Genomic DNA, 14,784 nt, shown 5'->3' on the forward strand with positions numbered 1-14,784 from the left:
CAACGACATCGCCACCACTCCCGACCATCAGCTCCGTCACCACCAGACAACAGCCTGAGCAACCACGCCCGACCCGCCTGGCAGCGACACACAGCGAATTTGCCAGCGGAGTCCGAGCAGGCCGCGCTCAAGTGCGTGTACATGGCGTTGATGAGTCTGGACCCGACCGGCAACGGCCGGCGTCGGTGGACCATCAGGTGGAAGGCGCCTCTCAACGCGTTCCAGATCGCCTTCGAGGGCCGGCTTACCCCGGCCAACCTCTGACCACTTCAACAACCAAGATCAGCCGTTAACTTGACACTCCCACACCCGCTGACCACAGCACACCGACGCCCCACCAGGCGGCCCGACCACAGGCCACGAACCCCCGCCCCAACCCCCGGAGCATGCCGACCACGTGATCGGCGATTCGCCGCGCCCCAGAATCTCCCAATACCGAACTATTCAACCGAGCTCAAGACGAGGGAGGAAGGCGAGCGGTACGGGTTCTCGCTGTGCCGCATCGGCAATGCCGGCACGCGCGACCAGACGTACGACCTGCTCGGAGTCATCCGGGTCGCCGTCGACCCACGTCAGCCGAAGAAGCTGGGGGAGAACCTGCGCGGCTGGGCGGTCGCGACCCTTGCCTCCGGCGGACACGGGTTCGGCTGCTACCACGACGTCTTCAGCACCCTCGACGAGGACGACCAGCCCGAGAACGACCTTGGCAACCTCGACATCAACTGGTCCGGCTCGGAAGTCCTCGTACCGGCCGAATAACCCGACACCGATGGTCAGACAGCGAGCAGGGGTTGAAGCGGACGGGCGGGCACCGATGTGGATCGGTGCCCGCCCGTAACTAGATTTCGCTGGTCAGTCGTCCGGGTTGCCCGGGTTACCGGGACGTCCCGGCCCGTTGCCCGGCCCACCGGGACCGTCACCGTCGCCCGGGCTCGGCTGGGCACCCTGGCCGTTGCTGACCCGGATGATTACCACGCCGCCCTTGATGGTGCGGCCGCTCGGGCTGGTGCCGGCGGCGGTGCCGGCCGGGCAGGTGGAGTCGACCGCACCGGAACGGTCCACCTCGACCTCGAATCCGGCACCGGACAGTCGGGATCGGGCGTTGTCGATCGACTGGCACTGCACACCGGGGATGGAGCGCTGCTCGCCGCGGACCAGTTTGCCGCTCGGTGCCTTGAACTGCTGCTTCTCCTTGCCCTTCATCGCGTCCCGCAGGGTCTCGTAGACCGCCGGGTTGACGATGTTGTGCGACATGGTGGCGTTGGTGTCGGCCCAGTCCGGGTCGGCCAGCACCCCGGCGACGGCGAGTTGCTTGGTGGTCACCACCATGGTGGCGGTCTTCTCCGCGTCAGTGGTGCCGGTCTTGCCGGCCACCGGGTGCCCGACGACGCTGCGCACGCCGGACGCCGTACCGCCACGGCACCGGGTGGTGCTGGACCGGTCGCCGACCGGGCAGCGCGCCGCGTCGATCGCGGCCCGGGCCACCTCGGTGGAGACCACCTGCTTGCACTGCGGCTGGGCGATGTCCAGGCTGTTGCCGTCCTGGTCGCGGATCTCCTGCACCGGGATCGGCTTGCAGAACTTGCCGTCGGCGGCGAGGGTGGCGTACGCGTTCGCCATCTCCAGCGGCGTGGTGCTGGACACGCCGAGGGTGAAGGCACCCCACTGGTTGGCGCCCTCCGGGTCGGCGGCGAACCGGGCGTCGTTGGAGGCCCGGAAGGTGATGCCGAGGCGCTGCGCGACGTCGACGGCGGAGGCCGCGCCGACCCGCTCCTGCAGCGGCACGAAGTACGTGTTGACCGAGGCGCCGAAGGCGCTCCACATGTTGTGTACGCCGTTCATGCTGGAGCTGGCGTTGCGTGGGCAGTACTTGTTGGTGCCCGCGCAGGCGGCCGGGCTGCCCCGTTCGACGATGTACTTCGACTCGTACGGGCTCTTCGCGTTGATCGTGTACTCCAGCGGGTAGCCCTTCTCGAGGGCCGCCACCAGCGGGAAGATCTTGAACGTCGAGCCGAACTGGTAACCGGTGATGTCACCGCCACCGGTCAGCAGCGGGTTCGTGGTGTTCGGGTAGGTGCCCCGGATGCCCTTGTCGGCCTTCTTCGGGTCGCTGGAGAGCTTGTTCTTCGGGTTGTCCGGGTCGTCGAGCTTGTAGTTGCGGTTGACCGCCATACCGCGTACGTACCCGGTGCCCGGCTCGACCGCCGCCACCATCAGCGCGTGCTTGCTGCCGGTCTTCAGCGCGTCCTCGACGGCGTTCTTCGCCGCGTCCTGCGTCTGCAGGTCGAGGCTGGTGACGATGTGGTAGCCGCCGCTCTTCAGCCGCCGTTCCCGGTCGTAGCTGGTGGCGCCGAACGTCTCCTGCTCCATCCACCAGCGGTAGAAGAAGTCGCAGAAGAAGCCCCAGTGGTTCTTGTTGGCGGCGACGCAGCCGTTCGGCGCGCGCTTGCCGTTGACGACCAGCTCGACGGCCTTGGCCTCGTCGGCTTCCTGCTGGGTGATCGCCCCGGTCTTCACCATGTTGTCGATGACGTAGTTGCGCCGGTCGACGGCCTGCGGGTAGCCGCCCGGCGTGGTCGGGTCGAACGCCGTCGGGGCCTTGACCAGGCCGGCGAGCATGGCGGCCTCGTCGATGGTGAGGTCCGCCGGCTGCTTGCTGAAGTAGACCTGGCTGGCGGCGAAGACACCGTACGCGCCGTTGCCGAACGGGGCGATGTTGAGGTAGCGCTCCAGCACCTCGTCCTTGGACATCTCCTTGGTGAGCTGCATCGCGTACTTCATCTCGCGCAGCTTCCGGGCGTTGGTGTCCTCGGTGGCGGCGATCACGTCCTCGGGGTGGGTCGCCGAGTAGGCGATGGCCAGCCGGACGTACTGCATGGTCAGCGTCGAGGCGCCCTGGGTGGTCTCGCCGGCACCCTGGTTGGCGACGAAGGCCCGGGCGACGCCCTTGACGTCGACACCGTTGTGCTCGTAGAAGTTGTGGTCCTCGGCCGCGATGATCGCCGCCCGCATGATCGGGGCGACGTCTTCGATCGGGACGTCGCGGCGGTTCTCGTCGTACATCGCGGCGAGCGTCGTCTTGCCGTCGGCGGCGTACAGGTAGCTGATCTGCGGCGCCCGCTTGACGGTCAGCTCGCTGGGCAGCTTGTCGAAGGTCTCCGCGCCTGCCTTGGCTGCCAGGCCCGACATCGCCACTGCGGGGAACGCGGCAGCGGCGACCACCACGCCGGCCAGCAGCCCACAGATCAGCAGCGATGCGGCGTTGGTCAGTAGGTTGTGGTCTCGCTTCCGCATCCAGGTCACCCAGTCAGGGTACGTGAGGGACTGAAGAGGCCGCAGTGTGGCGTACCTGTGCATTTCCTGCCGGCTCCGGCCTCGTTGTGCTAAACGCAGAGACCCGTCCGGCGGTTGTGGTCTCCGCCGCCTACTTTCCCCCGGGAAGGCGCAGGTGGCGGGGTTTCCCCGTTTCCGCCTCGGGTAACCCTGCCCGGCAGAGCGCCCGCCAAGGGCGTTGTGTCCGGATAAGTGGATTTCGTCGATAACGTTGCGTAATCATCCGACTACAGATCATGATGGTCCGGCGAGGATCGCACGGCGGCATGCTGCGGGGGAAAGCAGCGTCAGCCGCCCGGCTTGCCGACTGACTCCACCGGTTGCAAGCGGAAATTGCTAGGGGGGACGTGGAACGATGGGCATGATCGCTGATTGGCCCAGCCTGGCGGCGTGCCAGAGCGGAGACCCGGACGCGTTGTTCGTGCAGGGCGCTGAGCAGAACGTGGCCAAGCGCATCTGCCGGGGCTGCCCGGTCCGGTACGAGTGCCTGGCCGACGCACTCGACAACCGGATCGAATTCGGGGTCTGGGGCGGCATGACCGAGCGGGAACGCCGGGCACTGCTGCGCCGGCACCCGCAGGTGGCGAGCTGGCGCAAGATGTTCGAAGCGGCCATGCGGGACCGCGAGAAGGTGCTCGTCGCCACCAAGTGATTCAGCCGGCGACCGCGTGGCCGATCGTCCGGAGCCCGTCGACGTCGTGCACGTCGGCGGGCTGCGCGCGGACGGTCGCCACCGGCACCTGCGGGAACGCGTCGGTGAACCTCGCCGCCACCCGGCGCTCCCGCGCCGACTGCTGCGCCACTGCGGCGTGTACCCGCAGTACCTCGGCCGTCGCCGGATGCCCGCCGTCGCGGTCCAGCTCCCGCGCGGCAATCAGGCTCCGTTCGGCGGACAACCCGGGTACGGCCGGCTCGTGTACCCGGTTGAGCACCAGCCCGGCCAGCGGCATCCGCTCCGCGCCGAGCCGACCGGCGAAGTACGCCGCCTCCCGTACCGCGTCCGGCTCCGGCGCCGCGACCAGCAGGAACGCCGTCTCGTCGGCCTGCAGGACCCGGTACGTCTGCTCGGCCCGCTGCCGGAAACCGCCGAACATCGAGTCCAGCGCCGCCACGAAACCGGACAGGTCACTGAGCAACTGGGCACCGAGGATCTTCTGCACCGCCCGGGAGAACACCCCGAACGACGCGGTCACCAGGCTGAACATGCTCCGACCGCCGGCCCGAGCCGGCGCCAGCAGCAGTCGGAGCATCCGGCCGTCCAGAAAGCGGGCCAACCGGGCCGGCGCGTCCAGGAAATCCAGCGCGGACCGCGACGGCGGCGTGTCGACCACGATCAGATCCCACTCGCCACCGGCGTGCAGCTGGCCCAGCTTCTCCATCGCCATGTACTCCTGCGTTCCGGCGAAGGTCGAGCTCATGGCCTGGTAGAACGGGTTCGCGAAGATCTCGGCGGCCTTCTCCGCGTCGGTGTGCGCGAGCACCACCTCGTCGAAGGTGCGCTTCATGTCCAGCATCATGGCGTGCAACTCGCCGCCGCTGGCCTCGACCTCGATGCCCTTGACCTGTCGGGGGGTGTTGTCCAGCTCGGTCAGGCCGAGTGACTGCGCCAGCCGGCGGGCCGGGTCGATGGTGAGCACGACGGTGCGTCGGCCGTGCCGCTCGGCGGCGCGCAGCGCCAGCGCCGCCGCGGTTGTCGTCTTGCCCACCCCACCGGCACCGCAGCAGACCACGATCCGTACGCCCGGATCCGCCAGGATCCGGTCGACGTCCAGCGGTGGCGCTGCGTGATCAAGAGGCACCTGTCGAGCGTATCGGGGTCGGCCCAGGATCCGCCGATCAAGTCGCTGTGAGGTCGCTTCCAGCAGCTGGCCCGGCACCGGTCAGCAACGCCGTGGCCAGCGTGTCCAGGCCCTCGCGGGTGACCCCGTCCGGCAGCAGCGGCAGCCGGACGATCGGCCGGCCCAACTCGACCAGGTCGGTCAGCAGCGAGTCCTCCAGCGCGCGGCGGGTGAGGTGCTCCTGCGCCTCGGCCCGCAGGCCGGTCACCGTCTCCCGGTCGGTCGGCAGCCCGGCCGCGGCCAGCCCACGCCGCAGCTGCGTCTGGCCGACCGGCCCGTCGGCGAGCAGCGGCGGCCGGGCCGAGTTGACGATCACATTGCCCACCGGGATGCCCAGCGCGGTCAGGTCGGCGACCGCGTCGAGGGTCTCCTGCACCGGCATCTCCTCCAACAGGGTCACCACGTGCACCGCGGTGATCGGCGAGCGCAGCAGTACCGCGACGCCCTCGCTCTGGGTCTTGATCGGGCCGACCTTGGCCAGCCGGGCAGCCTCGGCGGTCACGTTCAGGAACCGGCCGATCCGCCCGGTGGGCGGCGCGTCGAGCACCACCGCGTCGTAGACGCGCCGCCGATCCACCATCCGGGTGGTGGCCTCCTTCACCTTGCCGGTGAGCAGGACGTCGCGCAGCCCGGGAGCGATGGTGGTGGCGAAGTCGATGGCGCCCAGGCGCCGCAGCGCCCGCCCGGCCGCGCCCAGCTTGTAGAACATGTCGAGGTACTCCAGCAACGCCTCCTCCGGGTCCACCGCCAGGGCGCGGACCTCGCCACCGGCGGCCGAGGTGGTGATCCGGCGCTCCTGATACGGCAGCGGCCCGATGTCGAACAGTTGCGCGATGCCCTGGCGGCCCTCCACCTCCGCGAGCAGAGTGCGTCGGCCCGAGCCGGCCAGGGCGAGCGCCAGCGCGGCGGCGACACTGGTCTTGCCGGTCCCGCCCTTGCCGGTCACCACGTGCAACCGGGACGGCCAGCCGGGTACGGCGGCGACAGGTGACTGCTCGGTGACCCCCACGTCCAACCAGACTAGTGCGCGGCGCGGCTCAGTTGACGTCGCAGACGAACCAGCCGGACTTCTGCACCACCACGAAGTTGAGATCCTGCTCCGCGCTGCGCTCGTCCTCGGTGACCATACGCACGGTGACCGAGACGACAGCCCGCTCTTCGTCCTGCTCGTCGACGGTCGGCACGTTCCACTCGAACTGCGGGTTGCGGTACGTCGACGAGTAGCCCTCGATCTCCTCCACCTTCTCGATCAGCGCGGACTCGTCCCGGGCCTCCCGGCAGACCAGGTCGGCCGCGGCCGTGACGTCCCGGTCGGTGTACATGGCGTGGAGGAACTCGTCCACGGCGGCGACCGGTTCGGCCGCGCCGCTACCCGTCTCCAGGTTGTTGATCACCAGGAACGCCGCGATGCCGCCACCGCCGCAGAGCAGCAGCACCACACCGAGCACCACCGAGGTGATCAACAGGCCGCGTCGGCGGCCGGCGGCGGGCGCGGCCGGCGAGCCGGGAGCCGGCGGTACGGGCTGCCCCGGCGGTACGGGCTGGCCGGGTGGTACCGGCGGTACGGGCTGTCCCGGCGATACGGGCTGCCCCGGTGGCGGTGCGGACTGACCCGGCGGCGGGAACGGCGGGCCACCCGATGCCGCCGCGAACGGTGCGCCGGCCGGCGGCGGGGCGTACGGCGACCGGTCCGGCGGCGGAGTGAACGGCGGTGCGGCGGGACGCTGCCAGGGCGGCGGCGGGATCGACTGCCCCGGCGCTGTCGGCTGCGCCTCGGTCGGCTGTGCGTCCGGCGCCGGTGGCTGTGCGTCCGGTGGCTGTGCCTCGCCACTGGGCGGTTGCGTCATCCTCATCCCCAGGTTTCAGGTCTCGTCGTCGGCGGACGGTAGCCGCCACCAGACGGTCAGGGTATCTGGCCGACGCACCCGGCTCACCGTCCCGGCCGTTGGCCGTAGGCTGTGGCGGTTGGCGAATCAGAGCTAGGAGCCGTAACGCGATGCAGAAGTGGGAGTACGTCACCGTGCCGTTGCTGGTGCATGCCACCAAGCAGATCCTCGACAACTGGGGTGAGGACGGCTGGGAACTGGTCACCGTGATTCCCGGTCCCAACCCGGACCAGCTGGTGGCGTACCTGAAGCGGCCGAAGTCGTGACCGCCGGACCGCACGCCCGCCTCGCCGAACTGGGGCTGAGCCTGCCGACCGTGGTCCCGCCGGTGGCCGCCTACGTTCCGGCGGTCCGCTCCGGCCAGCACGTCTACGTCTCCGGTCAGCTGCCGATGGCCGACGGAGCGCTGCTCGCCGTCGGCAAGGTGGGTGCCGAGGTCGCCCCCGAGCAGGGCAGGGAGCTAGCCGGCCGGTGTGCGCTGAACGCGCTCGCCGCGATCGACGCCCTGGTCGGTCTCGACGCCGTGACCCGGATCGTCAAGGTCACCGGGTTCGTCGCCTCGGCCGCCGGGTTCACCGGCCAGCCCGCCGTGATCAACGGCGCCTCCGAGCTGTTCGGCGAGGTCTTCGGTGACGCCGGCCGGCACGCCCGCAGCGCTGTCGGGGTGGCCGAGCTTCCGCTCGGCGCGCCGGTCGAGGTGGAGGTCGTCGTCGAGGTCTCGTGACCCGGGCGGAATCCGACCGGCAGAGGTCGGCACCCGGACGGGCAGAAGACGTCTCGGCGAAGTCACCGCGCGGCCGTACCATCGCAGCCATGACCGCGCACGTCACCACCCCTGCTGCGGCCCTGGCCAGCGATCTGCCGGGCTGGGCGACCCTGGTGCGGGCACCCAACCCCGGGCCGATGACGCTGGACGGCACCAACACCTGGGTGCTGCGCCAGCCGGGCGAGCGGTACGGCGTCCTCGTCGATCCGGGTCCGGCCGACGCCGGCCACCTCGACCAGCTGGCGGCCCATGGTCCGTACTCGATGATCCTGGTGACCCACGGGCACCCGGACCACGTCGACGCGGTGCCGGCGGCCGCCGACCGGTTCCAGGCCCCGGTCCGGGGCCTGGCCGCCGACGAACGGGGCGGAGCCGCCGACCGCGACGGGGAAGCCTGCGACCAGCGGGCGGCGGAGCCGGACCGGCTCGCCGACGGGACCGTGCTGGACGTCGCCGGCCTGACCGTTACCGTGCTGGCCACCCCCGGTCACACCGCCGACTCGGCCTGCTTCCTGGTCGCCGGGCCGGACGGGCGGCAGGCCGTGCTCACCGGGGACACCATCCTCGGCCGGGGCACCACCGTGGTCGCCTGGCCCGACGGCGACCTCGGCGACTACCTGGCCAGTCTGCGGCGACTCGCGGCGTACGACGAGGTGACGGCGCTGCCGGGGCACGGCCCGGCGCTGACCGACTGCGCCGCCGCCGCCCGGTTCTACCTGGCCCACCGGCAGGCCCGGCTGGACCAGGTCCGGCAGGTGGTGGCCCGGGGCGTGACCGACCCGGCGGCCGTCGTCGCCGAGGTGTACGCCAGCGTCGACCGGGCGTTGTGGCCGGCCGCCGAGTGGTCGGTCCGGGCGCAGCTCGCCTACCTGCGAGCCTCGGCCGACGACCCGGCCGGTGACCGGGAATCGACACCGGGGCGGACCGGGTTGGACCGGCAGTGACCTGCCCGGTGTGCGGAACCGTCGCGGTACCCGGCGCGCGGTTCTGCCACAACTGTGGCGGTGCGCTGCCGGCGGCCGCCTTCCTGCCGGCCGCCGAGCGCCGGGTGGTCACCGTGCTCTTCGGCGATTTGTCCGACTTCACCTCCTGGTCGGAGGATCTCGACCCGGAACGGGTCGGTGCCGTCACCGACCGGGTGCTCGCCGCCCTGGCCGGGGCGGTCAAGACGTTCGGCGGGCATGTCGACAAGCTGACCGGCGACGGGATCATGGCGGTCTTCGGCGCCCCGGTCGCCCACGAGGACGACGCCGAGCGGGCGGTACGGGCCGCGCTCAGCATGCAACGTGCGGTGCGCCGGGTGCTCGACGACGAGCGCGGCGGCGGCGCCCCGCTCGGCCTGCGGGTCGGTCTGAACACCGGTGACGTGGTCGCCGGCATCCAGGCGGCCATCGAGTACACGGTGATCGGCGACACGGTCAACACCGCCGCGCGGCTCGCCGACGCGGCGGCGGTCGGCGCGGTGTACGCCGGGGCCGGCACCGTCACCGGCACCCGGCACGTCGCCGCCTGGCGGCAACTGCGTCCGCTACGGCTGAAGGGCAAACGCGCCCCTGTCGAGGCGTACGAGCTGCTCGGCCTGCACGACGCGCCCGGCACCCGGTCGGGCATCGGTGACCAGGCCCCGTTCGTCGGGCGGGAGGCCGAGATCGGCCGGCTGGCCGGCCGGCTCACCGAGGTGATCGACCACGGCGACCCCCGGGTGCTGGTGCTCACCGCGGAGGCCGGGATCGGCAAGTCCCGGTTCGCCGTCGAAGTCGAGCGGTACGCCGCCGGCTACGACGTCGGCACCGGGCGGTACGCGGCACCCACCGGCGCGCGGGTGCTCTCGGTACGCTGCGCCGCCTTCGGCGAGCGGCGTCGGCTGGCCCCGCTGGCCGACCTGGTGCGGATCGCGGCCGGGCTGCCCCGGGACAGCTCCACTGCGGTCACCCGCCCGGTGGTCGAGGAGCGGCTGCGCCGCCTCGGTCAACGGCTGGCCCGGGTCCGTCCGGAGTCGCCACCGCTCTCCGTCGACCTGCTGCTGACCCTGCTCGGGTACGCGGAGCCGCCGGCCGCCGCGCACCCGTCGTCCGGTCCGGCGGACCTGACCTCGGATGCTCCGGTGCTCGACGCGGAGTCGATCCCGAGCGCGGTTGCCGACCTGCTCAGCGCCCTGGCCCGGGAAGCGCCGCTGCTGATCGTGGTGGACGACCTGCACGACGCATTGCCGGACACTGTCGAGGTGCTCGGCGAGACGCTGTCCCGGCTCACCGGTCCGGTGCTGGTGCTGCTGCTCGGCCGACCCGAGCTGGTGCGTACCGCCGGGGTGCTGACCGGGGTGGCCGACGCCGAGGTGCACGCGTTGCCGCCGCTGCGCGGGGCCGACGCGGCCCGGCTGCTCACCTCGTACCTCGGCGGAGGGCGGCTGCCGCAACCGGATGTGGACCGGCTGCTGGCCACCGCCCAGGGCAACCCGTTCTATTTGGCCGAGTTGGTCACCCTGCTGATCGAGCGGGGCGCGCTGACCCGGACCGGTCCGTCGGCCGACGCCGCCGGCGGCGACAGCGCGGACTGGCGGCTGGCACCCGGTTCGCTGAGTAGCCGGCTGCTCTCCCGGGACCTGGCTGCGGTGCTGGCCGCCCGGATCGACGCGTTGCCGGCCGACGCCCGGTCGGTGCTGCGCGACGCCGCAGTGGTAGGGGACGTGGTGCCGGACGGCACCCTGGAGTCGTTGCGGGACCGGCGGGACGGCCGGCCGGCGGCGGTGGTGGCGGTGGAGCTCGACCGAGCAGTGGAGGAGCTGCTGCAACGGCGCATGCTGCACCGCACCCGGGTCGGTTTCGCCTTTCCGACCCCGCTGATGCGGGAGGCGGCCTATGCCGGGATCGGCAAGGCCGACCTGGCGGAGCGGCACGCGTGCCTGGCCCGGTGGGCGGCCGGGGCCGACGCGCCGGCTGCGGTCGGCACCGGTCCGGCGAGCGGTGGGCCGGGCGGGATGAGTCCGGCGCTGCGGGACGTGTTCGTCGCCGATCATGTCGAACGAGCCGTCGGCCTGGCCGAGGCGGTCGGGCTGCGCCCGGATTCGGCGGCCCGCGCCGTCGGGCCGCTGGGGATCGCGGCGCTGGGCCGGGCGGCCCGCCGGTCGATCGCGGTCGGTGAACCGGAGCTGGCCGTGGAGTACGCCGAGCGGGCGTCCGCGCTCGGCGGGGACGCGGTGCCAAAGGCCGACCGGCTGGTCTACGCCCGGGCGCTGCTGCAGACCGGGCGGCCGGCTGAGGCGCTGGCCACCGCCGAGAAGGTGCTCGCCAACGCCGGTGAGGACGTCGCGGCCCGGGCTGGTGCCCTGCTGGTGTCCGGCCGGGCCCACCGGGCGGTGGGCGACGCCGCCCGTGCGGTGGCGGTGTGGCGCGAGGCGTTGCAGGTGGCCACCGACGCAGGGCTGCCCGCCGAGCGGGCGGAGGCGATGCGCCGACTCGGGATGGCCGACTTCCTGGCCGGCCGGCTCAGCCGGGCGAGTAGCCGGTTCGCTGCGGCGTACCAGGTGAACCTGGCAGCTGGCGACCGGCGTGGGCAGGCCTGGTCGTTGCAGAGCCTGGCGTGGGTGACCACGATGCGCGGCGACTTCGCTGGCTCCGACGCGGTGCTGAACCGGGCGGCGCGGCTGTTCGTCGAGCTGGACGACCCGGTGGGGCGGGCCTGGCTGCGGGGTACCACCGCGTTCGCCCGGCTGCTTTCCGGCCGGTTGGCCGACGCCCGCCGGTTGGCCCGGGTGTTCCTGCCGTTCGGCGAGCGGGTGGGGGAGGCGTGGGCGGTCGGCACGCTGCGGGCGGTCGAGGCGTTCGCGGCAGCCGAGTTGGGCGAGCTGGCCGAGGCGGACCAGTCGGCGCGGCGCGCGTACCGGGACTTCGACAGCGCGGCTGACGACTGGGGTCGGGGCTTCGCGTTGCTGGCGCGGGGGGCGGTGGCGCGCGGGCTCGGCCAGTGGGAACACGCCGCCGATCTGCTCTCCGACGCGCTGGCCCAGGGGGAGCGGATCGATCATCCGTTGCTGATCGGGATGGCCGGGACGCTGCGCGGGTTTGTCGCCCTGGAGCGCGGTGACGTGGCCGGTGCCGAGCGGTTGGCGCAGTCGGTGCTGACCTCGGTCGAGCCGCACAACCCATTGGCCGCCGTCCAGGTGGCGCCACGGGTGCTGCTCGCGTCGGCGCGGTTGGCGGCGGGTGACCCGCCGACCGCGGTCGGGCTGCTGGCACCGGTCGCGACCGCGATGGACAGCCCGGCGGTGTTGTTCTCCCAGCGTCAGACGTTGGCCCGGTATGCGGCGGCGCTGCTCGCCGACGGGCAGCCGGAACCGGCGCTGCACTGGGCCCGGCGGGCGCTGGACGTGCCGGCCGAGGACGTCCGCAGCCAGGTCGTCGGGTTCGGTGTGCTGGCCACCGCGCTCGCCGCCAACGGCGAGCGCGTGGCGGCGCGGCAGGCAGCTGATCGGGCGGTCAGCCTCGCGTACGGCACCGAGCAGGTCAGCGAGCGGGCGTCCGCCGAGGCGATCAGGTCCGCTGTGGATGACGGTGGCCTGGTCGGTCGAGTGGATCATGGCGGACCCGGGGATGCCGGCCGGCCAACGCCCTCGCTAGCCTGACCCCCACCGTGCTCCACCAAGGGCGCACTGTGGCCGGAGGGAATCCGATGAAGCTGCCCCGTTCGGTATCCGGGTGGACCGTCGCCGTGTTCGGGGCGATGGCCCTGCTGCTGGGCGCGGTCGGCCTGGCTCAGCCCGATGTCCTGCTCGTACTGCTGGGCTTCGACACGCTGCCCACCGGGGAGCGGGCCGCCGGCGACTACACCCGTACGTTCATGGCGGCGTCGTCGATGGCCTCGTTCAACATGGGTGTCTACTACCTGTTGGCGGCGGTCACCGACTGGCGGCCGTTTTTTCTCTTCTCGGTGATCTTCCGGCTGGTCACCACGGTGGTCTTCACCGTGGTCGTGGTCGCCGAGGTGGCTCCGGTGCGGTTTGTCGGGGTGGCGGCCTGGGAAGGGCTGGGCGCGGTGGTGACCGGGGTGGCGTTGCTGACCGAACGTCGCCGTCGGGTGGGCGTACCGTCGTCCGGCACCGGCCGGTCGGCTGGCGACGGCTGACCCGGGCCCGGGGTCGCCCCGGCTGTCCGGGGTCTTGGGTACCGTTTACCGTGTGAACGACAGACTGCCGAGTGCGCTGCCGTTCCCCACAGTGCCTGGACTGTCAGATTTGTCAGTCTTTGCCAGAGGCGGCTACGCCACCGTCTACCGTGCGGTCCAGGAGTCGGTCGGCCGGGAGGTCGCCGTCAAGGTGGAGAACCGGGCTCTGGACAACGAGCGGGACCAGCGCCGGTTCATGCGGGAGGCGCGTGCCGCCGGGCGGATGTCGTCCCATCCGCACGTGGTGGACCTCTTCGACGTCGGTGTCACCGGGGATCTCCATCCGTACCTGATCATGGAGATGTGCGACGGCTCGTACGCCGACCGGATGCGCACCTCCCCGCTGGACGCGTTCGAGGCACGCGACGTCGGAGTCAAGATCGCGGACGCGCTCGCCGACGCCCACCATCTCGGCGTCCTGCACCGGGACGTCAAACCGGCCAACATCCTCTACTCCCGGTTCAACGAGCCCGCGTTGGCCGACTTCGGCCTGGCCGTGCTGGTCGAGCACCGCGACGCCTCGGTCACCCTGGAGGTGCTGACCCCGGCGTACGCGCCACCCGAGTCGTTCCAGCACCGCCCGCCGTCGGCCGCCGCCGACGTCTACGCGCTCTGCGCCACCCTGTACGCCATCATGCGCGGCAAGCCACCACGGTGGGACGACGAGCGCAACCCGAGCCTGGTGGCCCTCCTCGAGATGTTCGACCGGCCGCTGCCGGACCTGCCCGGGGTCAACCCGGCGCTGACCGACGTACTGCGCCAGGGGATGGCGAACGATCCCGCCGCCCGGCCTCCGGCGGTGGTGCTGCGCGACATGTTGGCGGCGGTACCGCTCGGTCAGCACTGGAGCCCGGCCGCCCCGCACCGGCCGCCGTTCTCGATCGCCCCGGTCTCCGGCGGGCCGCAGACCGGGGCGGGCAACTGGGCCGACCGGACGACCCCGGTGCAGTCCGGGCCGGAGCGCAACTCGTCCTGGAGTGTTCCGGTGCCGTCCCCGCCGGAACCGGGCTCGGTGCCCGGGCAACGACCCGGCCCGCCCGGCCCACCGCCGTCGGCTGCCGGCCCGTCGTCCGGCCAGCCGGCTGCCGGCCCGTCGTCCGGCCGACCGGGTACCTCGCCCGGCAACGCCGTCCGCTCCTGGCTGCGGACCCTCGCCGGCGGGCTCGGCCTGCTGGTGCTGCTCGCGATGACCAGCCTGGGGACCTGGATCGTGGCCAAGGGCTCTGGTCCCACCACGTTTCCCCCGATCATCGGAGCCGACCAGCGGACGACCGGTGCGGTGGCCAGTGAGAGCCCGGCCAGCGACCCCACCGGCGGCGGTCCGGCGGGCTCGGTGCTGCCGAACTGCCACCTGACCCTGCGACCGGAGTTGCGCTGTCCGGACGACCTTGAATGCTTCAACGGCCGGGTGTCGAACTCGCCGCGTACTCTGATCGCGACCGCCTGCACCGGCCGGCACACCTGGGAGACGTTCGCGGTCGGTGAGCTGCCGACCCGGTTGCGGGCCGCGGACCACGCCACGATCCGGTCCGACCCGGCCATCGTCGAGGCCTGCGGGGCGGAGAGCTTCCGGCTGTTCACCCTGCGGATGGACGCCAACGACTGGCAGTACGCGGTGCTGCTGCCGGATCCGGCGGACCTCGCCGCCGGCGACTACCAGTACCGGTGCCTGGCGGGCAAGGGGCCCGGGCAACTGTTCGGCCCGACCCTGGCCGCCCGGTAACCAACATTTGGTGCAAGTCTCGGCTGTCCGACTATCCGGGCGGTTAACCTGACCTGGCAGTTCTGCAACCGCCAATCG

The 14,784-nt window shown here is 72.1% G+C and carries 11 protein-coding genes and 2 pseudogenes; 9 read left to right on the forward strand and 4 right to left on the reverse strand.

Annotated features, from left to right (window positions below; translation table 11 throughout):
- Positions 1–111: 111 nt before the first annotated feature.
- Together ACFHWT_RS20555 and ACFHWT_RS20560 are read left to right on the forward strand one after the other, a co-directional pair.
- A pseudogene (locus ACFHWT_RS20555) lies at positions 112–264 on the forward strand (IS256 family transposase); the annotation flags it as partial.
- Positions 265–294: 30 nt separating this feature from the next.
- Complete coding sequence (locus ACFHWT_RS20560) at positions 295–759, forward strand: hypothetical protein (RefSeq protein WP_416596302.1); 465 nt, start codon at positions 295–297, stop codon at positions 757–759.
- Between the two features lie 93 nt (positions 760–852).
- On the opposite strand, the gene ACFHWT_RS20565 is transcribed toward ACFHWT_RS20560, so the two are convergent.
- The gene (locus tag ACFHWT_RS20565) at positions 853–3,294 is read right to left on the reverse strand and encodes a penicillin-binding protein (RefSeq protein ID WP_416596303.1); all 2,442 of its coding nucleotides are present in this window, start codon (positions 3,292–3,294) and stop codon (positions 853–855) included.
- Positions 3,295–3,688: 394 nt separating this feature from the next.
- Between ACFHWT_RS20565 and ACFHWT_RS20570 the strand changes: the two genes are divergently transcribed.
- Entirely contained in the window at positions 3,689–3,985 is a 297-nt protein-coding gene (locus ACFHWT_RS20570; protein ID WP_123603865.1) for a WhiB family transcriptional regulator, read from the forward strand.
- Between the two features lies 1 nt (position 3,986).
- Here the strand turns inward: ACFHWT_RS20570 and ACFHWT_RS20575 are convergent, their stop codons facing one another.
- From ACFHWT_RS20575 to ACFHWT_RS20585, 3 genes are read right to left on the reverse strand one after another with little or no spacing between them, the layout of a single operon-like run.
- Positions 3,987–5,132 carry an ArsA family ATPase gene (locus tag ACFHWT_RS20575; protein WP_416596304.1) on the reverse strand — a complete coding sequence of 382 codons (1,146 nt, stop codon included), beginning with the start codon at positions 5,130–5,132 and terminating at the stop codon, positions 3,987–3,989.
- Between the two features lie 37 nt (positions 5,133–5,169).
- On the reverse strand, positions 5,170–6,180 hold the full coding sequence (locus tag ACFHWT_RS20580) for an ArsA-related P-loop ATPase (protein ID WP_416596305.1): 1,011 nt from the start codon (positions 6,178–6,180) through the stop codon (positions 5,170–5,172).
- 28 nt (positions 6,181–6,208) lie between these two features.
- Positions 6,209–7,018, reverse strand: a complete 810-nt coding sequence (locus ACFHWT_RS20585) for a hypothetical protein (RefSeq protein ID WP_416596306.1) — start codon at positions 7,016–7,018, stop codon at positions 6,209–6,211.
- 149 nt (positions 7,019–7,167) lie between these two features.
- On the opposite strand from ACFHWT_RS20585, the gene ACFHWT_RS20590 reads away from it, so the two are divergent.
- From ACFHWT_RS20590 to ACFHWT_RS20615, 6 genes and pseudogenes are all read left to right on the forward strand, one after another.
- Positions 7,168–7,323, forward strand: a complete 156-nt coding sequence (locus ACFHWT_RS20590) for a DUF4177 domain-containing protein (protein ID WP_123603862.1) — start codon at positions 7,168–7,170, stop codon at positions 7,321–7,323.
- Positions 7,320–7,781: a RidA family protein gene (locus ACFHWT_RS20595; protein WP_416596307.1), complete on the forward strand. Its 462-nt coding sequence runs from the start codon at positions 7,320–7,322 to the stop codon at positions 7,779–7,781. Before ACFHWT_RS20590 ends, ACFHWT_RS20595 begins: the two co-directional genes overlap by 4 nt.
- Positions 7,782–7,870: 89 nt before the next feature.
- Positions 7,871–8,767, forward strand: coding sequence for an MBL fold metallo-hydrolase (locus tag ACFHWT_RS20600; RefSeq protein WP_416596308.1), 897 nt, complete (start codon positions 7,871–7,873; stop codon positions 8,765–8,767).
- Positions 8,764–12,348 (forward strand): annotated as a pseudogene (locus ACFHWT_RS20605) (adenylate/guanylate cyclase domain-containing protein); the annotation flags it as partial. The gene ACFHWT_RS20600 and the pseudogene ACFHWT_RS20605, both read left to right, overlap by 4 nt.
- Positions 12,349–12,491: 143 nt before the next feature.
- Positions 12,492–12,944: a hypothetical protein gene (locus tag ACFHWT_RS20610; RefSeq protein WP_416596309.1), complete on the forward strand. Its 453-nt coding sequence runs from the start codon at positions 12,492–12,494 to the stop codon at positions 12,942–12,944.
- A 52-nt stretch (positions 12,945–12,996) separates the two neighbouring features.
- Positions 12,997–14,706, forward strand: coding sequence for a serine/threonine-protein kinase (locus ACFHWT_RS20615; protein WP_416596310.1), 1,710 nt, complete (start codon positions 12,997–12,999; stop codon positions 14,704–14,706).
- The last annotated feature ends 78 nt before the right edge of the window (positions 14,707–14,784 follow it).

This window comes from Micromonospora sp. LOL_021 (assembly GCF_048060215.1).
Classification (GTDB): domain Bacteria; phylum Actinomycetota; class Actinomycetes; order Mycobacteriales; family Micromonosporaceae; genus Micromonospora_E.